We start from the raw sequence: 23,599 nt of genomic DNA, 5'->3' as shown, positions 1-23,599 counted from the left end.
GACTGTGTGTCGGTGCGCCCCGCCCCGAACGTGCGCCAGGAGGCGCGTGCGTCAGAGACACACGCGCCTCAGGTCGTACCGGCCTGCTGGATGCTGTCGCCGCTGTTGCCGATGGCGACATGGGTGGCGATGCGCCGGAAGTCGTTCATCACGCCGAACATGCTCTTGTTGGACGGCAGGAGGGCCTGAAGGGCCTGGAGCGCAGTGGCTCCCGCCAACTGGGCCTGGAACAAGTCTTTGTAGGCGTTGTAGACCCGCGCCGTGTAGTTGGGCTCCTTCGCCGCGTTCGTCCGGTGGTCGTTGGTGAGGGCGATTGAGGCCAGGTCCATCAGATAGCAGTCGATCAGGTCGGTGACGTCCTGAGCCTTGGCACCCTCCTCGCCGGCCTGCGCGTCCTCCGCCAGGATCTTGGCCATTCCCAGGACGATGTCGCGGTAGATCCGGTGCCTTGTGCTGCTGGGGAAGGCGGCCATGATGTGGTCGGCCTGACCAGCGCCCTCGGTGTTCATGGTGCGCGGTGTGCTGAGGTCGGCCAGCCCCGGCACGGTCAGCGGGACTCCCTGGAACATCTCCTCCTCGTCGGGGATGTTCGTGTTGCGGGAGGCGAGCGGGTGCAGGCCGATCTCGTGGGCCAGCATGCCCATGATGTAGCCGATGTCGTACTTCTCGAAGTAATAGCTGGCGAGGTTGATGTCCACGCCGTCATCGTCACGGTCCCTCACGTCGGCCGGGGGCTCCGTCGTCCGCAGGTGCAGGGTGATGCGGCAGGGGCGGGTGCCGATGTACTCCCTGATGGTGTCGTGCTTCCGCAGCAGATCGATGATGCGGATCGCCTTGTCGCGGTACCTCTCGTTCGTGTGCGCCAGGTTCGTGAACTCGAAGTTCCCCGACGAGAACGGCACGTATGCCCTTGCTGGGGCGGTGGGGGTCGCGTTCGGGTCCTGCGGCATACGGGCCGGGACCTCGGTGACTTCGGTGACTGCCGCGCCGCTGTCGGACGGTCGGGGCAGGGAGACCGGGTCCACCCAGACGGACTCGCGGAGGACCGGCTCGGTAGCGGTGCGGGCGGCGTCCCAGCTCTGCTCGGTGTGCCGCTCGGTGCCCTGCTCGCTGTCCTGCTTGCTCTGAGGTTGCGGGTCGACGTCACCGATCAGCGCACTGAGCAGCGCCAGGTGCCGACCACGCAGACCGGCGACGGCGAGCGAAGAGTCCTCGGGGCCCGCGTTCAGGTCGCCAAGGAGACTGCCCGGGATGTGCGGGCGGTGCGGGGAGTCGGCGTCACGGTATTCGTCCCGCAGACCGAGCTGGTGGGTCAACTCATGGACCATCTGCACCGGATCGGCGTCCGCCCACCACGTGCTTTGATCCATCGCGCGGTCCCGGCCCACCAGGTCCACAGTCAGGTGCGGAGAGTCAGAGGGGGCGACGTGCTCGACGGTGACGTGGAGGCGGTCGCCGTTCGGCAACCGGTAAGCGGGGTTGTTGAGGAACTCCCGCACACCTGAGTCGAGTTGATCGGCCACGAGCGTGGTCTGACCCTCCGGGCCCCGTATCGCGAGCCGGACGGTGAGGTCCGTGACCTGCTCGCCCTGGTAGGAGAAGCGGCGCGCGTCGAAGCCCGACCGCACCACGAAGCGGGGGCGGCTGTCGCGCGGACCCCTCAACTGCGGTGTTGCGGGCGGGGCTTGCTGGACGCTCTCCTCGGTCTGCTGACTGTTGTCGGTTGCTTGCGGGAGTCGGGGGCGGGCCTCGTCGGTCGGCGTGGGCGGCTGGATGCTGTCGCCGCGGTTGTTGGTGGCGACGCTCGCGGCCAGTGTGGTGAAGTCCCGCACCACGCCGAACATCCCCTTGTCGGCGGGCAGCAGAGCACGGGCGGGGCTGTCCTCGGCCATACGCGCAGCAAACAGCGCCTTGTACGCGTTGTAGACCTTCGCGGTGTTACCAGGCTCCTTGGCCGCGTTCACCCGATAGTCACTGGTGATCGCGATAGACGCCAGATCCATCAGATAGCAGTCGATCAGGTCCGTGACGTCCTGGAGCTTGGCTCCCGGCACATGCGCCTGCGCGAACTCGGCCAGCATCTCCGCCATCTTCAGCACGATGTCGCGGTAGATCCCGTGCCTGGTGCTGCTGGGGAATGCGGCCATGATGTGGTCGGCCTGACCCGCGTTGTCGGTGTTCATCGTGCGCGGCGTCTTCAGGTCGGCCAGCCCCGGAACCGGCAGCGGAATACCCTGGAACATCTCCTCCTCATCGGGGATGTCCCGGTTCCGGGAGGCAAGCGGGTGCAGGCCTATCTCGTGGGCCAGCATCCCCATGATGTAACCGATGTCGTACTTCTCGAAGTAGTAGCTCGCGAGGTTGATCTGGACCCCGTCGTCACCCAGGTCACGCACGTCGGCCGGGGTCTCGGTCGTGCGCACATGCAGAGTGATCCGGACAGGGCGGCCGCCGACGTACGCCTTGATAGTCGGGTGATCCCTGAGCACATCGACGATCCGCACCGCCTTCGCGCGGTACCGCTCATTCGAACGCTTCAGATTCGTGAACTCGAAGTTCTCCATCACGAAGGGACCCGAATCGGGCTCCGCAGCGGTAGCAGGCGTCGCGTTCGGACCCTGCGGCATACGGGCCGGGACCCCAGTGACTTCGGCGACTTCGGCGACTTCGGCGACTGCCGCGCGGTCGGAGGACAGCCGGGGCAGGGAGACCGGATCCACCCAGATCGCCTCGCGAAGGACCGGGTCGGTGCCGGTGCATACCGCGTCCCAGGTCTGCTCGGTGTCCTCCTTCGCGCTTTGCTGCGGCTGAGGAGTCACGTCCCCGATCAGCGCACTGAGCAGCGCCAGGTGCCGGCCACGCAGACCTGCGACGGCGAGCGAAGGGTCTTTGGGGTCCGCGTTCAGGTCACCGAGCAGGCTCCCCGGAATGTGTGGACGGTGCGGGGAGTTGGCGTCGCGGTACTCGTCCCGCAGGCCGAGCTGGTGCGTCAGCTCATGCACCATCTGCACCGGATCGGCATCCGCCCACCAGGTGTTCTGATCCATGGTCTGATCCCGGTTGGCCAGGTCCACGGTCAGGTGCGGCGAGCCCGAAGGCGTAACCAGCTCGACGGACACGTGCAGCAGGTCACCGTTCGGCAGCCGGTAACCAGGAACGTTGAGGAACTCGCTGACACCTGACTTGAGCTGGTCGAACACGCGCGAGGCCTGCCCGTCCGTGCCCCGTATCGCGATGCGGACGGTGAGGTCGGTGACCGGATCGCCGTCGTAGGTGAACCGCCGCGCGTCGAAGCCCGACCGGACCACGAAGCGGCGGCGGCTGTCACGCGGTCCCCTTGGCTGCGATGTGCCGGGGAGTTGCGTCTGGAGCGCGGTGTCGGTGCTCCCCTGCGGAAGCCGGGGACGGGCTTCGCCGGTGTCGCTGTCGGCCTGTGCCGAGGTGCCGGCCTGCACCGGAGAAGCGGTCTGGATGCTGTCGCCCTGGTTGTTGAAGGCGACGCTGCTACCCAGGCCCAGGAAGTTGCTCGTGACGTTGTACCAGCTCTTGTCGGCCGGCAGCAGGCTCCGTACGGGACTGTCCTGCGCCAACTGCGCTGCGAACTGCGCCTTGTAGGCGTTGTAGACCTTGGCCGTGTACCGCGGTTCCCACGCCGCGTCCTTACGCCGGTCGTTGGTGAGCGCGATCGTGGCCAGGTCCATGAGGTAGGTGTCGATCAGGTCCGTGACGTCCGCGGGCTTGGCGCCCTCTTCGCCGCCCTGCGCGTCCTCTGCCAGGTCCTTGGCCATGTCGAGCACGATGTCCCGGTAGATGCGGTGCCTGGTACTGCTGGGGAAGGCGGCCATGATGTGGTCGGCCTGGCCCGCGCCCTCGGTGTTCATCATCCGCGGTGTCTTCAGGTCGGCCAGCCCCGGAACGGTCAACGGCATCCCTGCGAACATGCCTTCCTCGTCAGGGATGTTCGTGTTGCGGGACGCGAGCGGGTGCAGGCCGATCTCATGGGCCAGCATCCCCATGATGTAACCGATGTCGTACTTCTCGAAGTAGTAGCTCGCGAGGTTGATGTCGACACCGGCATCACCACGGTCTGTCACGTCGGCCGGGGTCTCCGTCGTCCGCACGTGCAGGGTGATGCGGCAGGGGCGGGTGCCGATGTACTCGCGGATGGTGTCGTGCTTCCGCAGCAGATCGATGATCCGGACGGCCTTGTCCCGGTACTTCTCCTTCGTGTGCTTCAGGTTGGTGAACTCGAAGTTCCCCGACTTGAAGGGCGTAAGGGTCGGTTCAGCGGCGGCGTTGGCTGGTGTCGCGTTCGGGTCCTGGGGCATGCGAGCCAGGACCTCGATGACTGCCGTGCCGTCGTCAGCCGACCGCGGCAGAGAAACCGGGTCCACCCACACCGACTTCCGGAGGACCGGGTCGGTGGCTGTGCGAGCCGCATCCCAACTCTGCTCGCTGTCCTGTCCGCTTGGCTCAGGCTGCGGGGTCACGTCCCCGATCAGCGCACCCAGCAGGGCCAGATGCCGACCCCGAAGACCCGAGGAAACGAGCGAGAAGTCCTCGGGGTCCGCGTTCGGGTCGCCGAGGAGACTGCCCGGGATGTGCGGACGGTGCGGAGAGTCGGCGTCACGGTACTCGTCCCGTAGACCGAGCTGGTGCGTCAGCTCATGCACCATCTGCACCGGGTCGGCGTCCGCCCACCAGGTGTTCTGGTCCATGGTTCGGTCCCGGCCCGCCAGGTCCACGGTCAGGTGCGGGGAGTCCGAGGGATCGACGTGCTCGACAGTGATATGGAGGCGGTCGCCGTTCGGCAACCGGTAAGCAGGACTGTTGAGGAAATCCCGTACACCTGCGTCGAGTTGACCGGCCACATGCGTGGTCTGACCCTCGGGGCCGCGTATCGCGAGCCGGACGGTGAGGTCGGTGACCGGTTCGCCGTCGTGGGTGAACCGCCGCGCGTCGAAGCCCGACCGCACCACGAAACGAGGTCGGCTGTCGCGCGGACCCCTCAACTGGGGCGTGCCGAGCAGGGCTTGCTGGATACTCTCCTCGGTCCCCTGAACGCTGTCGGTTCCTTGCGGGAGCCGGGGGCGGGCCTCGTCCGTCGACATGGGCTGCTGGATGCTGTCGCCGCGGTTGTTGGTGGCGAGACTGGCGGCGAGTTGGGTGAAGTCCCGCACCACGCCGAACATCCCCTTGTCGGCGGGCAGCAGAGCACGGGCGGGGCTGTCCTCGGCCATACGCGCAGCAAACAGCGCCTTGTACGCGTTGTAGACCTTGCCGGTGTTACCGGGCTCCTTGGCCGCGTTCATCCGGTAGTCACTGGTGATCGCGATGGACGCGAGGTCCATCAAGTAGCAGTCGATGAGGTCGGTGACGTCCTTGGCGTTGGCTCCCTCCACGCCGGCCTGCGCGGCCTCGGCCAGCATGTCGGCCATCTTCAGGACGATGTCGCGGTAGATGCCGTGCCGGATGGTAGGGGGGTAGGCGGCCATGATGTGGTCGGCCTGGCCCGCCCCCTCGGTGTTCATGGTGCGCGGCGTCCTCAGGTCCGTCAGTCCCGGCACCGGCAGGGGCATACCCCGGTACGCCTCCTCCTGCTCCGGAATCTCCGTGTTGCGCGAGGCGAGGGGGTGCAGGCCGATCTCGTGGGCCAGCATCCCCATGATGTAGCCGATGTCGTACTTCTCGAAGTAGTAACTGGCGAGGTTGATGTCGACACCGGCATCCCCGCGGTCCCTCACGTCCGCCGGAGTCTCCGTCGTCCGCAGGTGCAGGGTGATGCGGCAAGGACGGTTGCCGATGTACTCGTTGATCGTCGGGTGATCCCGCAGCAGTTCGATGATGCGGACGGCCTTGTCCCGGTACCTCTGGTTCGTGTGCTTCAGATTGGTGAACTCGAAGTTCCCCGACTTGAAGGGAACGAGGCTCGGTTCGGCGGCAGCGGTGGGGGTCGCGTTCGGGTCCTGCGGCATACGGACCGGGACCTCGGTGACCGCCGTGCCGTCGGTGGACGGTCGGGGCAGGGAGACCGGGTCGACCCAGACAGATTCGCGGAGGACCGGGTCGGTGCCGGTACGCACCGCGTCCCAGGTCTGCTCGGTGTCCTCCTCCGCGCTTCCCTCCGGCTGCGGGGTTACGTCCCCGATCAGCGCACCCAGCAGAGCCAGGTGCCGCCCCCTCAGTCCGGCGACGGCGAGTGAGGAGTCCTCGGGGTCCGCGTTGAGGTCGCCGAGGAGACTGCCCGGGACGTGGGGTCGGTGCGGGGAGTCGGCGTCGCGGTACTCGTCCCGCAACCCGAGCTGGTGCGTCAGCTCATGCACCATCTGCACCGGATCGGCATCCGCCCACCAGGTGTTCTGATCCATGGTCTGATCCCGGTTGGCCAGGTCCACGGTCAGGTGCGGCGAGCCCGAAGGCGTAACCAGCTCGACGGACACGTGCAGCAGGTCACCGTTGGGCAGCCGGTAACCGGCAACGTTGAGGAACTCGCTGACACCTGACTTGAGCTGGTCGAACACCCGCGAGGCCTGTCCGTCCGTGCCGCGCATCGCAACACGGACGGTCAGGTCGGTGACCGGATCACCGTCGTAAGTGAACCGCCGCGCATCGAAGCCCGACCGGACCACGAACCGCGGCCGGCTGTCACGCGGCCCCCTCGGCCGCGATGTGTCGGACGGCCCGCTCTGAAGCCCGGTGTCGGTGCTGCCCTGCGGAAGCCGCGGGCGGGCCTCGCCTGTGTCGCTGCCGCTCGGCGTCGGCGTGCTGGTCTGGATGCTGTCGCCCTGGTTGTTGAACGCGACGCTGCTGCCCAGGCCCAGGAAGTTGCTCGTGACGTTGTACCAGCTCTTGTCGGCCGGCAGCAGGCTCCGTACGGGACTGCCCTGCGCCAACTGCGCTGCGAACTGCGCCTTGTAGGCGTTGTAGACCTTGGCCGTGTACCGCGGTTCCCACGCCGCGTCCTTACGCTTGTCGTTGGTGAGCGCGATCGTGGCCAGATCCATGAGGTAGGTGTCGATCAGGTCCGTGACGTCCTTGGCCTTGGCGCCCTCCTCCCCTGTTCGCGCATCCTCCGCCAGGACACCGGCCATTTTCAGCACGATGTCGCGGTAGATCCGGTGCCTGGTGCTGCTGGGGAAGGCGGCCATGATGTGGTCGGCCTGACCGGCACCCTCGGTGTTCATCGTGCGCGGGGTCTTCAGGTCCGTCAGCCCCGGAACCGTCAGCGGAACCCCCGCGAACATCCCCTCCTCGTCGGGGATGTTCGTGTCCCGCGAGGCCAAGGGGTGCAGGCCGATCTCATGGGCCAGCATCCCCATGATGTAACCGATGTCGTACTTCTCGAAGTAGTAACTGGCGAGGTTGATGTCCACACCGGCATCACCACGGTCCGTCACATCGGCCGGAGTCTCCGTCGTACGGAGGTGCAGGGTGATACGGACAGGGCGGTCGCCGACGTAGTCACGGATCGTGTCGTGCTTCCGGAGCAGCTCGATGATGCGGACCGCCTTGTCGCGGTACCCCTCGTTCGTGTGCTTCAGGTTGGTGAACTCGAAGTTCCCCGACTTGAAGGGCGTCAGGGTCGGTTCAGCGGCGGTGGGGGTCGCGTTCGGGTCCTGCGGCATACGGGCCGGGACGCCGGTGGTCGCCGTGCGGTCGGTGCCGGTGTCGGTGTCGGTCTGGGGCAGTCTGGGGCGTGCCTCGCCGGTGTTGCCGCCGGTCCGGTCCGGAGCAACGGGTTGCTGGATGCTGTCGCCGCGGTTGTTGGTTCCGACGCTGGTGGCGAGCTGGGCGAAGTCTCCGAGGACGCCGAACCTTCCCTTGTCGGCGGGCAGCAAGGGGCGGACGGGACTGTCCTGGGCGATGTGCTCGGCCAGCTGGGCTTTGTAGGTGTTGTAGACCCTTGCCGTGTAGTTGGGGTCCCTGATCGCCCTCGCCCGGTGGTCGTTGGTGACCGCGATGGAGGCGAGGTCCATCAGGTAGGTGTCGATCAGGTCGGTGACGTCCTTTGCCTTGGCGCCCGTCACGCCGACCCGTGCGTGCTGCGCGAGCACCCCGGCCATTTCCAGGACGATGTCGCGGTAGATGCCGTGCCGGATGGTGTGGGGGAAGGCGGCCATGACGTGGTCTTCCTGGCCGGCGCCTTCGGTGTTCATGAAGCGCGGCGTCTTCAGGGTCTCCAGTCCCGGTACCAGCAGGGGCATGCCCCGGTACAGCTCCTCCTCCTCGGGGATCTTCGTGTTGCGGGAGGCGAGGGGGTGCAGGCCGATCTCGTGGGCCAGCATCCCCATGATGTAGCCGATGTCGTACTTCTCGAAGTAATAGCTGGCGAGGTTGATCTGGACGCCGTCGTCGCCCAGGTCACGCACGTCGGCCGGGGTCTCGGTCGTGCGCACATGCAGGGTGATCCGGACAGGGCGGCCGCCGACGTAGTTCTTGATGGTGCTGTGCTCGTCGAGCAGCTCGACGATCCGGACCGCCTTGTCGACGTACCTCTCCGTCTGGTTCAGGTTGGTGAACTCGAAGTTCCCCAACTTGAAGGGAGGCAGGACCGGCTCCGGTGCGGCGGGCACCGTGTCCGAGTCCTGCTGCATGTGAGCCGGAACCTCGGTGACTGCCGGGCCGTCGGCGGGTCGGGGCAGGGAGACCGGGTCGACCCAGATGGACTCGCGGGTTTCCGCAGCGGCGGCGCTCCGGGCCGCCGCCCAGCTCTGGTCGGCCTGGTCGCCGTTCTGCTGAGGCACTGGGGTCACGTCGCCGATGAGCGCTCCGAGCAGGGCCATGTGCCGGTCGCGCAGGCCGGCGGGGGGGAGGGAGACGTCTTCGGTAGCTCCGTCGAGGTCGCCCAGCAGGCTGCCGAGGATGTGCGGGCGGTGCGGGGAGTCGGCGTCCCGGTACTCGTCGCGCAGGCCGAGCTGGTGGGTGAGCTCGTGCACCATCTGCACCGGGGCGGCGTCGGACCACCAGGTGGTCTGGTTCATCGCCTGGTCCCGGCCCGCCAGGTTCACGGTCAGGTGCGGCGCATCGGTGGGATCGACGTGCTCGACGGTCACGTGCAGCCGGTCGCCGTTGGGCAGGCGGTGGTCCGGGTCGTTCAGGAACTCGCTCACGCCCGCGTTGAGCTGGTCGAACACGCGCGAGGCCTGGCCGTCCGCGCCCCGTATCGCAATGCGGACGGTGAGGTCGGTGACCGGCTTGCCCTGGTACGAGAACCGCCGGGCGTCGAAGCCTGAACGCACCACGAACCGGGGTCGGCTGTCGCGCGGGCCGCGCGTCGGCGAGGTGGCGGACGGCGCGGTCTGCGGCGCGGGGCCGGTGCCCGCCTCGGGAAGTCTGGGGCGTGCCTCGCCGGTGTTGCCTCCGGCCTGGTCCGGAGCAACGGGCTGTTGGATGCTGTCGCCGCGGTTGTTGGTCGCGATGCTGGTGGCGAGCTGGGTGAAGGACCGTGCGACGCCGAACAGGCTCTTGTTCGACGGCAGGAGGTCCCGAAGAGCGGTGTTCTCCGCCAACTGGGCGCGGAGCATCTCCTTGTAGGCGTTGTAGACCCTTGCCGTGTAGTTGGGCTCCTTGACCGCGTTCATCCGGTAGTCGCTGGTGACCGCGATGGAGGCGAGGTCCATCAGGTAGGTGTCGAAGAGGTCGGTGACGTCCTGGGACTTGGCGCCCGTCACGCCGACCCGCGCGTGCTGCGCGAGCACCTTGGCCATCTCTATGACGATGTCGCGGTAGATGCCGTGCCGGATGGTACGGGGGTAGGCGGCCATGATGTGGTCGGCCTGGCCCGCCCCCTCGGTGTTCATGGTGCGCGGCGTCCTCAGGTCCGTCAGTCCCGGCACCGGCAGGGGCATACCCCGGTACGCCTCCTCCTGCTCCGGAATCTCCGTGTTGCGCGAGGCGAGGGGGTGCAGGCCGATCTCGTGGGCCAGCATCCCCATGATGTAGCCGATGTCGTACTTCTCGAAGTAGTAGCTGGCGAGGTTGATCTGGACGCCGTCGTCGCCCAGGTCGCGCACGTCGGCCGGGGTCTCGGTCGTGCGCACATGCAGGGTGATCCGGACAGGGCGGCCGCCGACGTAGTTCTTGATGGTGCTGTGCTCGTCGAGCAGCTCGATGATCCGGACCGCCTTGTCGACGTACCTCTCCGTCTGGTTCAGGTTGGTGAACTCGAAGTTCCCCAACTTGAAGGGACGGAGGACCGGCTCCGGTGCGGCGGGCACCGTGTCCGAGTCCGTGGGGGCGTCGGAGCCCGCGTCGGTGCCGGACAGCGTGCTCAGCTCGTACGCCTCCTCCTCCAGGAGACCCGGGAGGTCGCTGCCCGTCGGTGACGGGGGCAGCGGAAGGGTGGCCGCGTCCTGGAGGAGCGCGTCCTGCGGGGTCGGGTCTTGCAGGGTCGAGTCCTGCTGCAGGGCCGGGTCCCGCAAAGCCGGGTCCTGCGAGGCCGGGTCCTGCGAGGCCGGATCCGGCACGGGCGGGACCGGCGTAGCAGTGTCGACGGACGTCGTGACCTGTGCCTCGGGCCCCTTCAGCTCGGGCCCCTTCAGCTCGGAACCCTCCAGCTCGGAACCCTCCAGCACCGGGGCCTTCTGCTCCGGGCCCTTCGGCTCCGGCGCCTTCAAGCCCTTCGGTTCCGGTGCCTTCGACTCCGTGTCCTTGGGCGCGGGAGCCTTCGGCGTGGGTGCAGGCGTGTGCAGGCTCAAGGGGACGATGTCCCCGCCCCGGCGGCGGAGCCGAAGGTGCGGACCGCTGTCGCCGGACGGGCCGGGGTAGGTGTGGGCGGTTCCGTTCTCCTCGATCAGGGTGACGGTGGTGCCGGTCGCGGCGGCGGCCCACCGGGCCACCGCACGGTCGGCCCCGGGACCCCACGGGGCCTCGGCGAGGTGGCGGCGCAGATGCCCCTCGCGGGCGTCCTGGCTCGGCGCGGGCTCGCCGGGGTGGGTCCGCAGGGGTGGGGGTGTGAAGAGCGCGTCGCGTTCCGCCGGGTCGGCGGGCAGACCGTTCAGACGCATCAGCTGGGCGGGCGACGCCCCGGCGCGCATGCGCAGCCGTGCCGCCTCCTGGCGGTCCAGTCCGGGCTGCTCCGCTGCGTGTCGCAAGGCCGTGGAGAGCGCGCCGAAAAAGCCGTTGCCGCGGCCGGCGGGGGCGACCTGGGTGTAGGTGGCGCCGTCGGGTGCGGTGAGGACGCCGTCGCGGTCGAGGCGGTAGCGCGGGCCGCTGCTGTCGGCGGGCGGCAGCCAGGGCGGGGTGGCGTGGCTGCGGTGCGCGGGCGGCTGCGCGGACCGCTGCTCCGACCCGGGGCTCGTCGTGGTGTCGGTACCCGAGGTCCCCATGGCCGATGTCCCGGTGTTCGCACCGGTACCGGTCGCGGTCGTCGCGGTCGTCGCAGTTGCCGCGGTCGTACCGGTCGTCACCGTCGCCGGGGCCGGCAACGGGGTGGCGACCGGCGGCGAGGTCCCGGGCGGAAGCGCGGCGTGGAAGAAGCCGTCGGTGGTGAAGAGGACCGGATCGGTGGCCGGGTCGACGGCGGCCGGATCGGTGCCGTGCGGGAGGAAGAGCTGGTCGCGGCCCTCACCGGTCACCACGGTGAGCGGGGTGCCCAGGACGCGGGCGGCGAGGGCGGGCAGCAGGTCGGCTCCGCCGTGATCCCCGGCGCGGCGCTCGGGCCGGGCGGGTTCGCCGTCCGGGCGCTCCGTGCCGCCGTCCTGCAGCGGCTCGCTCGCGAACGGGCGGGACAGGGCCGCGGTGGCCAGCGCCACCCGCTGCGCGGGGGTCGGCCAGTAGGTCTGCGGGAGTCGGCCGAAGGCATCGAACTCGGTCTGCTGCGCCGGGGTCAACTGCACACCCGCGGCGTCGAGTTCGTCCTGCGTGAAGGTGTCCTCGGCGTCCAGGGCGAGGGCGTCGAGCAGGTCCTCGTTGCCGTCCTCGCCCAGCTCCCAGGCGAGGCGGTCGCGGGCGGTGCCGATGGCCTCCGCGGTGACCGCCGGGTCGCCGGAGGCGCCCGTGAACCGGTCGGCGAGGTCGGTGCCGAGCAGGTGGGGCAGGCGGCCTCGGGCCTCGGCGGCAGCGAGCAGCGCGTGGAAGAACGAGGCGCCGTCGTGCGGCATGTCGTGCACCTCGCGCACCGTGGCGCCGTCCGGCGAGGTGAGGGTGCGTGGGGCGGAGTCCGTCCCGTCGGTGATGACGTACGGCTCGGGTGCCTCGGAGCGCCAGCCCGGCTCGGCGTACTCCTGCGGCCGGTCCGGCACCGGGACGGAGGCCGAACCCTGGTGGTGCGCGGTGAGGCGGGAGGCGGCCAGGTGCAGCCGGTGGTGGTCCCGGGCGGTGGCGTCGGTGTGCTGCTCCCACCGGTGGACCTCCTGGCGGGCGGCCTGCCAGGCGACGACGGCTGGGGACCAGACCATGTCCTGCGGCAGATCGGTCGGCGGACCGGAGTTGTCGTCGCCGAGCGCGGCCTGTTCCGCCGGGCTCAGGTCGAGCCACGTCTCCCGGGCCCGCGCCCGTGCGTCGTAGTAACCCTTCTCGGCAGCGGCGAGGTCGCCCGCCGCCTTGGACAGGTCGTCCCAGGCCGCGAGGACCTCGTCGGGGAACGTGGTGTCGTCCAGGAGGCCGTAGTCGCGGGCGATGTCCTCGCGCAGCCAGACCAGGGCGGTGGTCTCGGCCTCGGCGGCGCGCGGCCCGCGCTTGGCCTTGCCGAGCGCGTGCAGCGGGCGGCTGTCGGTGATGCGGTGGTCCGCCTCGGCCACGGACAGCCAGCTCACCGGCAGCGCGAAGAGCATGCTCCGGTCGGTGACGACCTTGAGGTGGGTGCCGAGGGTGGTGTCCGCGGTGCCCTTGAGCACGGTGCCGTCGTTCGAGCCACCGATCGGGACCGTGGCGCCCGGGTTGGTCACACCCGCGTTGCTGTTGCCCGCCATCGGCGCGGTGCCCACGGCGCCCTCGACGTTGTCGGTGATGCCGGCCTCCAGCGCGTCGGAGGTCTTCGCCCGTTGCATGGCCTCCATGCGCGGCTTGTTCTCCACAGCGAGCAGGCGGGCGCCGCGGCGGTGCATCTTCGCGTAGAGGCGGGAGTCCGCGGTGTGGTACTGCCCGAAGAGGCGCGCGGAGGCCTGGGCGGGCAGCGGTGAGCCGTTCGCGCCGAGCGCCTCGCGGAAACCGGCGGTCAGACCGCCCTGCGCGGTGGCCTCCTGCTGGGCCTGGGCGGGGGCGGTGCCGAGGCCGGTGAGCGGGGTCTGGCGGGCCATGCGCACCCGTGAGTCGAGGACCTTGCCTGTGTGCCGTTTGCCGAGGTCGCTGTCGCCGAGGCCGTCGGCGCGCGCGGTGGCGAGGGTCAGGGCGTCCTGCACGTTGGCGGCGCCGCGGATGTCCACGGCGAGGATGCCGGAGCCGATCCGGTCGTCGAAGGGCAGGATGTCCGGGTCGGCGCCACCGGTGCCGTCCCCGGCGGCGGAGGTGCGCCAGGCGGCGATGCCCTCCGGGCGGGCCTGGGCGGCGGCCAGCATCTTCACCGCGCGTTCGGGTTCCGGCACGTCCTGCTCGGTGAGCGCGCCGTCGGCGCCGTCGCCGTCCGGGGTCAGCAGGTTCGCCGGGAGGATCTCATTGAGGCTTCCGACCGGGGTGTTGACGCCCGGGGTGAGCGGATCACCGGTCGCGTCCGTCATGGTGACGGTCAGGACGTAGCTGGTGACGATCTCGGCGTGCGCCTGGGTGGTGGCGATGTTCGGCATCGCGGTGGTGCCGGCGGTCCGGGTCCGGGTGCTCGACCGCTGCTTGGCCGCGGTGCCCTGGAGCGAGGGGTTGGCGACGAGAATGCCGCTCTCCGCCGCGCGCTGACCGGCGCTGAGCGTCACGTCGGCGCCCCGGTCCTGGGAGGTGCCGTCGGCGTCGTCGCGGGCGATGGTGCGGTAGTCCTCCAGCTCGTAGCCGGTACGCAGCCTGTCCACGGTGGTGGTGACCGGAGTCAGCTTGAATTGGACCTGTCCGGGGCTGCCGCCGACCGGCAGGTGATGCGGGCTGGACCAGGCGCGGTAGCGGACCGGCAGGTTCATCCCGTCGGTCGTCAGCTCGTGCAGGTGGCCGCGGAGGAAGTCCGGGGAGAGCCGCTGGAGGACCTGCTCCCGGTCGTGCGAGGGCACCCCGATCTTCTCCAGCTGCCCCATCAGCTGCTGTGCCGCAGGGCCGGCGTCGAGTTGGCCGCTGGGGTGGGTGGGGAAGCGGCGGTTGCGCAGGTAGGGAGGCACCCGGTAGCCGCCGCCGAGGTTGTGCGGGGTGGTGATGCCCAGGCCGTCCCGGGCGAGCCCGGCCTCGATGACGTCCTGCATCGGGAGGTGGAACATCACCGCGTCACGGATGCGCTGGAGCGCGGCGGCGGCCCGGCGTGGGGCGAGACTGTCGCCGAGGCGCTCGGAGAGCCGACCGGCCGCGGAGCTGATACGGGCGCCGGCGCGGGTGCCCACCGTGCCCATCGCGGCCGTCCAGCGGTCCCGTACCGCGACGGTCTCGGCGGCGTCGGCGACCACCAGGTACATGCGCCCGGCGAAGGCGAGGGTGGTGTTGCGTCCCCGGGTGAGGGTCTGCGAGACGCTGCGGCCCTTGCCCCAGGCGTACTGCAGGGCGGTCGAGTAGGAGCCGACCACCGCCGACTGGCCCGGGGCCTGCTGCAGCGGCATGTCGGCACCCTGGAGGCCGACGGTGGTACGGGAGACGGTGCTCGTGCTGCCGGCAACGCGGTGCTCGTTGCCGATGGTGGCCTCGAGGCTGGCCGGCTTCGGGTCGCTCTTGACCCGGAAGTTGCCCAGTTCGCCGCGGACCGCCGCCTTGAGGTAATGGGTACGGAACGGTCCGGCGCCGTTGAGTCCGGCGACGCGGGAACCGAACGGGCCCAGATACTGGCCGAGTTGCCCGGCCACGCTGAGGTTGGCCATCGCCCGGCGCAGCGCGGTGCGCACCGGGGCGCCGGGTGCGCTGACGTGCCAGGAAGTGCCCGAGGCACGGTCGGCGGTGTCCTGCATGAGCTGCTGGCGCTGCGGGCCGCCCTCGGTGCTCAGCACCACGTGCGGAACGCTCAGCAGCTTCTTGGTGAGCTGCCGGTCGGGCGAGTCCGTCCTGGGCAGCGGGCGGGTGCCGTCGAGGAGTTGGTCCGCCTCGGTGGAGGAGAGCTGCTGCGGTACGGCCGTGGTCGCCGGTGCCGGCCCGGTGGGCGGCGGGTCGGCGGGGGCGTGGCGGTCGGAGCCGTGCGCGGCGGGCACGGCCAGCTCCACCCGGCCCACGGTCTCGTTGCCCCGGGTGAACAGTGGCCGCTCCTCGACCTTGCTGACGAAGACGCCCGCGCCGAGCAGGCCGACCGAGGCGAGCCGGGCCCAGCCGCGCGGGCGGCGGTGGCCCTCGAAGGAGGCACCCAGCTCCACCTGGTAGCTGTAGAGGTCGGCGCCGGTCTGGAACGTCAGCTGGTCGTGGGCCACCGCGACCGTGTTCCTGGTGGCCTTCTGGTCGGTCTTGGCGTGACGGACCCCGACAGTCACGTTGCCGGCCTGACGGGGCAGCCCGACGTCGGGCACCTTGTTGTGGTCGCGGGGCGAGACGCCCAGCTCGACACCTCCGGAGAGGGTGAGGGACGCCTGCTGCCCCTGGCCCGAGACCTCGGTGCCGATCACCGCGTTGCGCAGCGAGCGCTCGCTCATGGTGGTCTCGAACTGCCGGTCGGTGAGGCGTGCCCGGAGGATGAGCGTGTGGTGGCCGCGGCGCACCTTGCCGTCCTCGGTGAGGGTGACCGGCACCCCGGTGGTGGTCAGGTCGTCCAGGCTCTGCGCCAGGCTGGGCCGGTTCAGCGCCTCGCGCACCTGGCGGTCGTTGTGCAGCGCGGTCCGCATCCGCCCGTCGCCGTACCAGAACTTGGCGAGCCGCGGGTGCCGCAGCATCAGCGGCGGGACGAACAGCGACGGGTAGGAGCGGTGCAGCGTGTCCAGGACGGCGTCCGCGAAGGCCCGCATGGGGTCCTGGGGGACGGGCTGCTGAGCCGGCGGCTGCTGCTGACTCTGGCTTTGCCCCTGCGGCTGGCTCTGAGTCTGGGGCTGGGTCTGAGTCTGGGGCTGGGTCTGTACCTGAGATTGGGTCTGGGGCTGGGTCTGCCCCAGGGGCTGCGGCTGTACCTGGACCTGTGTCTGCACCTGGGGCTGCGACTGCACCTGGGTCTGCGGGCGGACGGGGCGGAAGCCCTCGGCGCGGACCTGACCGCTCAGGTGGACCGGGTCCTCTCGGGTGAGGTACCACGGCACCGGCGGCTCGGCGTCCGGGTTGGGGCCCGCCTGGCCGGGCGTGCGGCTGTCCCAGCCCGCGAGGCGTCGGGCGTCCTGGGTGGAGATCCAGTCCAGGCTGACCACCCGGACCGGGCGGGCGGCCGACGGCGGTTCGCCGGGCTTGCGCACCATCAGGGTGCGCTCCACCCGGTACAGGGCGATCGGGTGGTTGCGGACCCGGCCGGTGGTCTTCCGGGCCGCGTCGACGCCGAGGTAGTGGCCGCGCCCGGCGCTGAGGTCCGCGCGGACCAACGGGCCGCCCTGGAGGCGCACATCGGTCTCCGCGCCGACGAGGGTGTAGTTCGGCCCCGCGGTGACCTGGATGCCCAGGCGGGTGTCACGGACGTGGCCGCGCTCGTTTTGGTAGGTGGTCTGGGTGAGGTCGCGCAACTCCGCCTTGACCGACTCGGTGACCAGCGTGGCCCGGTGCGGCACCGAGCGCTCCACGATCAGGTGCCCCAGCGGGTGCTGTCCGCTGCCCCGGGTCAGCTCGGGCCCGGTGACCGGCCCGGAGAACCGGCCGAACAGGGCGAGCAGCCGCCCCGGACGAACGTACGAGACCAGGGTGCGGTGCGCCGAACTCCCTGGCCGCGCCCCGGAGATGGCCAGCGCCATGTCCTCCGGCGCATCCGTCAGGTGCAGCCCGGTGGTGTCGGTGATCCGCGGCTCGATCCCGTCCGGGAAGGTGAGCGTCTTCGGTGCCCGCTGCGGTCCCTTGTAGGGCACGGTGAGGTCGTCCGGCAGCCGCCAGCTCAGCCCGTCGCGCATCGCGAACTCCGCGGAGTGCACTTGCGTACGCTGCCAATGGGGTTTCGGCAGCGGCGAGTTGGGCTGGTTGCCCGGGGTACTGCCCCGGCCGGACGAATTGTCGGGGCCGGTGGTCTTCGGTGCCTCGGTGACGCGGTCCACCCGCACCCGGTAGTGGACGTCGTCCAGGTGCAGGTGCGAGCCCTCGTGGGCGCGCCACTCGGACTGGTTGTACGCCTGGGTGCCCTGGGCGTAGTCGGTCCTGCGGGTCCAGCCCAGCGAAACACCGATCTTCAGCAGCCAGTTGAGCGGCGGGCCCATGCTCAGCCCTCCGGCGATCCGGCGCCCGAAGCCGACGCTGCGCCCGCCGCCCGTACCGGCCTGGCCGCGTCGCATGGTGTCCAGCCGGACGGTGCCGCCGTTCACGTCGGAGAAGCGCTCCCAGCGGTGGTACGGGATGGCCTCGACCGTCATCTCGTGGCCGACGCCGGACTTCTCCCGGCCCACGAAGCGCGCGCCGCGCGGGGCGGTGAAGGCGCCGGGCTGCTCGGTCAGCAGGCGCAGCAGCTCCGCCTCGTCGAACTGGGCGCGCAGCTTCTTCGGCAGCTTGCTCAGGATCTCCTCGGCCACCTGCTCGGGCGAGCGCAGGGTCGTCTTGCCGGGGCCGGTGAAGAGTCCGGTGGGGCGACCGCGCGGGGTGCCGTCCGGCCGACCGGCCGGGGTGCCGTCACCCGGGTCGGCGTCCGGATGGATCAGAATCGTGGGCAGCCGGCTGCCGTCCTCGAAGGTGACGGTGGTCGGTACCGGGCCCGGCGGCCGGGCGTCCTGGCCGGTCAGCAGCCGGGCCGGGCGATGCCGTTCGAGCTGGGTCTCCAGCGGTACCGGGTCACCCCGGTCGGGGGCCTCGGTGTCGGGCCCGCCGAGGTCGGTGACCCCGCCCATGCTGCGCAGCCACTCCCCGAAGGGGTCGGAGCCGTCCGGGTCCGGGGTGGCCGGGTCAGGAATGGCCGGGTCCTGAGTGGTGGCCGGATCCTGTGTGGTGGTCGTGTTCGGGTCCGGGGTGGTGTTCGGGTCCGGTACGGGGGTGAGCGGCGCCGAGGCCGGGACCAGGGCGTCGTAGTGGTCGGTGCCGTTGTAGGCCAGGTGCAGGGCGCCGCCCTGGCCGCCCGGGTTGAGGGTGTTGACGAAGGTGCTCCCCGGCGACCGCGGGTCGGGCTGGACGAGCCGCAGATCGAGGTCGAGGGTGTGTGCCAGTGCTTCCGGGAGCTGGTCGGCGAAGGGAGAAGCCCACAGTGCCGGGAGCTCGGCCGCCGCGCCGACGAGTTCCTTGGCGCCGAGCCGCCACGCGTCGGCGGGGGTGGGCGCCACGTCTGCGAGGTGCGGGTAGTCGCTCTCCCGGAGGATCCGCTGCCATTCGCCGGCGTCGCCGTCGGTGACGACATCCTGCGCGATCCGGTTCCAGAGCTGGGTGATCCGGCTCCGCTCGGCCGGGTCCTGCGCCCCGGCGACGGCACGCATCCGCAGGTCGTCCACCACGGAGAACACCGGGTCCGGGATCGCCAGGGCCACGGCGTCGCCCAGTTCGGACTCGGTGATCCGGTCGCTCAGCAGACGGCGCAGGCCGGCGACGTTCCGTGCGGCCCACGCGGGTGGTACGGCCTGGCTGCGCGCACTGTCGAGCGCCGCCCGGAAGAGGCAGTTTCCGCCGCCCGGGGTGTCCAGGCGCCGGAAGGACAGGCCGTCCGCGTTCACGGTGTCCGCCGTGCCGGGCGTGGCCTTGCTGAGGAGGGTCATGTCCTCGGCGAGGCTCTCCGGGCGGCTCGACGCGGGCGCCAGGTCGGGCCTGCGGCGGGCGAGTTCGGCGGTGTCCTCGGAGCTCAGGCCCAGTTCGGACAGTGGCAGCGGGGTGCTGGAGAGCGACCAGGTGATCTGCGCGGAGGGCGCGTAGGAGAGACCGCGCACGTCCTCCGGCGACACGAGGGTGCTTGGCGGGAGCACGGGCGGCGGCGGGGGCAGCAGGGCGTCGAGCGTGGTGTCGGGCCTTGCGGTGGAACGCAACTCGGCTGCGGCGCGCAGGAATTCGGTGTACTGCTCGACCGTGGGATCGGCGCCCGGATCGGTGGTGGTGCCGCTCTTCGCACCGCCCCGGTCGACGACCATCCGGCGCAGCAGGTCCGGGGTCATCCGGCCGTCGCCGTAGCGGGCCGCGGTGTCCGGGCTGAGCCAGCGCAGGTTGTCCACGAAGGCGAGTCCGGCGAGCAACTCCCTGTTCTCCGGCCGCTGTTCGGCATCCGGGCCGAGGGCCTCGCGCAGCGTGCGGATCTGCTGGAGGGTACGGGCCCGGGCGAAGGCGTCGGCCGGTTCGGGGCCCGCGTGCAGGCCGGCGTCGCGCGCCAGATCGTCCAGGTCAACACCGCTGGGCTCAGGGGTGAAGAGCCGCCACCCTCCCGGCCCGTCCGAGCCCTCGGTGAGCACCGCGCGTACGGTGCCGTCCCTGTCCCGGGCGGTGCCCACCTCGGTGGTCGGCGCGTACACCTGCCGCCCGGTCCGGTTCGCCACGTGCTGTGCCACCGGCAGGCCCGCCACCTGCGGCTGCCGCCCGGTCTCGCAGGAGAACAGCACCAGTGGCCGTTCCTGATCGCCGTCCTGCGCCCAGGACTTGAGCACCTCGCCGAGCTGTACGCCGCTGACCTTCACGGTGGGTCGCGCCGCGTCCTCGGTACCGAGAGTGACGGTACGGGAGGTGCCGTGCCCCGCGAAGTAGTCGGCGCCGCGCTCGGTGCCCGACCCGGGGAGCGCGGTCGGCGGACCGGTGAACACGGTACGGCGGGCGGGCGGGTCCGCGACGGTCCCCGGGGCCGATTGAGCGGAAGTGGTGCGCACGCCGCGGAAGGTGTCCTGGCCCAGCAGCGCGCGACGCCCCGCGCTGTGCGCCGTGCCGTCCTCGGCCGGGCCCTGCGAGATGGTCAACGTCTGTACGGCGCGCCCCGGTTCAGGCTTGGCGGTCGCGTTCGGCACCCAGCGCCGCAGCTGCGCGACGGGCACCGTGTGGCCGTCCAGGGTGGTGACGAGCGGCTCGCCCGAGGGCCGTGCAGGACCGTTTCCGTTGTCGGCGGTAGCGCCGCTGTTCGCGGGCCGCACGACGATCCGCCCCGTGGGCGGGGGCGCCACGGGGAGCGCCACAGGGGGTGGCGCCGGGGAGTTGTCCGACGTGGTGGGCGGCGGCGGGGGCGGGGTGCCGCCGTTCCCTCGCCCGCGACCGCCGCCGGGGCCGTGTCCGCCGACTCCGTTGTTGTTGCTGTCGCCGTTGCTGTTGCTGTTGCCCGACTCCAGGTACAGGTCGGTGGCCGTGTCGGTCCAAGGCCGGGACAGGGTGGCCAGCTTGGCCGCGGCGGGCAGGCTGGTGGCCGTGGAGTCCGGGCCGGCTCCATTGCCATCCACGAAAGACGTCGCGTCCGAGACCACCTTCGGGCGCGTAGCCGGGGCGATGACCGGGTCGCTGTCGGTGGTCGCGGTGCTCTGCGTGGCGGGGCCGGATGTGGTGGCAGGGGCCGGTCCGAGGGCGTCGGCGAGCGGCAGCAGCACGTCCGCGCCGGGGAACGCGGCGTCCGAGGTGTCGGGAGTGCCGTCCGGCATCACGGCAGTCGGGGGGCCGGTGAGCGGGCGGACCCGGACCGGGGCACCCGGGCCCTCGCGGGTCAGCTCGACGGCGGCGCGTACCGGACGCCCCGCTCCGTCCGGCGTGACCGACGGCCCGAGCACGACGGCCCGGTCGACCCCGGCCCCGTCCAACAGCTCGGCCGCTTCCGGCGTCCCCTCCCCCGGCGGCGGCACCTCCGAGACGACGATCGTCAACGGCGGTGACTGGCTGGGCGAGAGGCCCCCGGCCGGGGCAGGACCGGCCTTCACGTCGCTCAGGCCGCCGACGTCACGTGCATCGCCGACATCGCGTACGTCGCCCGTGTCGGCGTACGAGCCGGTGGTGCCCACCTTCGGCGGGGCGGTGGTGATGTCGGGGGCCGGGGTGGGGTCGCTTTCGGTGGAGCCCGAAGTGCTGTTGCTCTCGCCCGAGTTGACGGCCTCCGGCGAGGATGTGGTCGCCGGTGGCGTGCTGATCTCCGGCGGCGGGCTGATCTCCGAAGGAGAGGAGGTCTCCGAGGAGGAGGTCTCCGAAGAAGTACCAGTCTCCGGCGACTGCGAGATCTGCGAGGCGTCGTCGGTCGTGGTCCGGGAGCCGTCCGCCGGGGCCGTGCCGTCCGGGTCACGGGTGCCCTGCGTGCCCTGGGGCTGCGCGGCGGAAGGGGTCTGGGTGCCTCCGGCGGCGGGTACGCCACCCGGTCGGGCGCCCGTGCCTGAGCCGGTGTTCGAGCCCGTGCCTGAGCCGGTGCTCGTGCCCGTGCCTGAGCCGGTGCTCGTGCCCGTGCCCGGCGCGGCGGAGGTGGTGGGGCTGTTGGAGGCGACGGGACCGCCCCCCTGCCCCGGCACCGGAGCCGTACGGTCGTCCTGCGAGACCACCTCGTCCGGAGAGTTCTGGACGGTGCTCTCCGGGGAACCCACGACCGAGTTGTCCGGCGATGCCTCGGACGCGACACCGTCCCGGTCGCCGGTGACGACGGTGTTGTCGGCGCTGTTGGTGTTGTCGACCTGCACGTCCGTTTCGAGGTCCACCACCGGGTCGGCGTTGTTCCCGGCGGGACCGGGAGCGGAGTTGCCCGTGGAGCCGTTGCCGAACGTGCCCGTGGTGATCGGGGAGTCCACCGTGACCGGCGTGCCGAAGCTGTCGAGGGCGCGGCGGATCTCGTCAGTGTCGACCTGCGCGGCGGGGCTGTTCCCGGCGGGCACGACCCGGACCTCGGGCACCTGCGACAGGTTGCTGTGCAGGCTGCCGCGGACGCCGATCTCGGTGCTGCCGGGCGGCTGGGAGCCGCGCAGGGCGGCGAGGTCGCGCAGCGCCTGCTCGCGGACCTCGGCGGGACCGTTGTGGACCTGCTGCCACAGCTCGTTCTCGGCGGCGGTCACGGGCAGCGGGCCCGGGGAGTACGGCGGCGGGTCCAGGGTGGTGTACGGCTGCGGGGCCTCGGTGGAGTAGGGCGGAGGCGACTGGCTGCCGGTGAAGTCCCCCTGGCCGGTGTTCTGTTGCGTGACGCGCGGAGGCGAGTTGCGCGTGGAGCCGGCGCCGCCCGAGGAGTCCGTACGCGGGGGACCGTCGGTACCGCCGGTACGGTCGGAGCCGTCGCCGTCGCGAGAACGTGTGGACCCGTCGGAGTCCCGCGTGTCGGAGTCGCTGTTGCCTCCGGAGACGGTGGGCGGCGGCTGCATGCGCAACTTGTCAATGGCGTGGCGCAGTTCGGCGCCGCTGTTCAGGGCGGTGTCGGTGAGCGTGGCCTCCACCTGGCTGCTGATGCCCGCGCCGACGAAGGTGGACCAGCTGGTGGACCAGTCGCCGTCGAAGGCACCCTTGATCAGGATTTCGGCGAGCGCCTCGCCGGAGCCGGCGGCGAGGAAGTCGGCCGTCCCCTTGAGCCCGTAGTGCCCGGCCAGCGCGCCCGGCCGGTCGGCGTTGTTGCGCAGGATCTGGTTGTTGCGCCACAGGTTGGTGTTGTTCCGGAAGGAGAGCGGGTTGTTCCGGAAGGTGGTCGGCGTGTTGTTCGTGAGGTTGGGGCCGTTCCCGTACGGGCTGGGCTCCGGGCGGTCCTTCGGGGTGTTGTCGCGGGGGTTCGGGGTGGGGTCGGGGTTCGGCTTGGGGTTCGGGCCGTTGTTCTTGAAGTCGAGGTTCGGGGGGTTCTTGAGGTTGGGGTTGTTCTTGAAGTTGAGGTCCGGGCCGTTCTTGAGGAAGTTGTTGTCGTAGCTCTTGACGATGTTCTTCGCGAAGTCGTCGAAAATGCTGGTGAGGAAGCCTGCGGCGGCGCCGAACGCGGCCGACTTGAGGATGTCGTTCCAGTCGAAGCCGTCGGGGCGGCGGCCGTTGGGGGCGAAGTTCATCATCGCCAGCCGCACCGCGAAGGTGGTGAACGCCTCGGCGAACGCCTCGGTCAGCGAGGGCGCGATGTGCAGCCGCTGGAGCAGGTGGCTGAGGGTGGTGAGGATCATGAACCGGCTGCGCAGCTTGGCCATCATGATCTGGCTGGCCGAGGCGCCACCGGTGAAGAAGGACATCGCCAGGTAGATGGCGATCTCGATGAGCAGCCGGATGACCTCGGCGATGACCTGCCACTTGGACTCCATGATGTCCATGGAGGTCTTGCGCCGGCCTTCGGCGATCTTGTCGAGTTGCTCGGCGAAATCGCGCAGGTAGTTCTTGCCGCCGTCGTCGATGAGCATGCCCATCGCCTTGGCGTACGACTTGGAGAGGTCGTCGGGCATGACCTCGGCGATGTCGTGGATGGACTTCTCGATCAGCGACGACATCCTGTCGAGCTTGCGGCCCAGACCGGAGTACGGCCGGCGGCTCTCGTAGGCGAGGTCCTCGTCCGCGTCGATGAGCCTCTCCCCGGTGAGGATGAAGATCATCGCGTTGACCTCGGGCGATGCCATCATGCTCATCGAGGGCCGCCCCGCAGGCC

At 70.8% G+C, this 23,599-nt stretch carries 1 protein-coding gene; it reads right to left on the bottom strand.

Annotated features, from left to right (window positions below; translation table 11 throughout):
* Positions 1-68 precede the first annotated feature (68 nt).
* Positions 69-23,579: a hypothetical protein gene (locus QFZ67_RS36820; protein WP_307665376.1), complete on the bottom strand. Its 23,511-nt coding sequence runs from the start codon at positions 23,577-23,579 to the stop codon at positions 69-71.
* Positions 23,580-23,599 lie beyond the last annotated feature (20 nt).

This window comes from Streptomyces sp. V1I1 (genome assembly GCF_030817355.1).
In the GTDB taxonomy this organism is placed as follows: Bacteria; Actinomycetota; Actinomycetes; order Streptomycetales; family Streptomycetaceae; genus Streptomyces.
Note: the sequence above shows the minus strand (reverse complement) of the source record. Positions and strands in the feature narration are given on the sequence as shown.

Coding starts and splice junctions, on each gene's coding strand:
- QFZ67_RS36820 (WP_307665376.1), bottom strand. CDS start 23,579: ATGAGCATGATGGCATCGCCCGAGGTCAACGCGATGATCTTCATCCTC.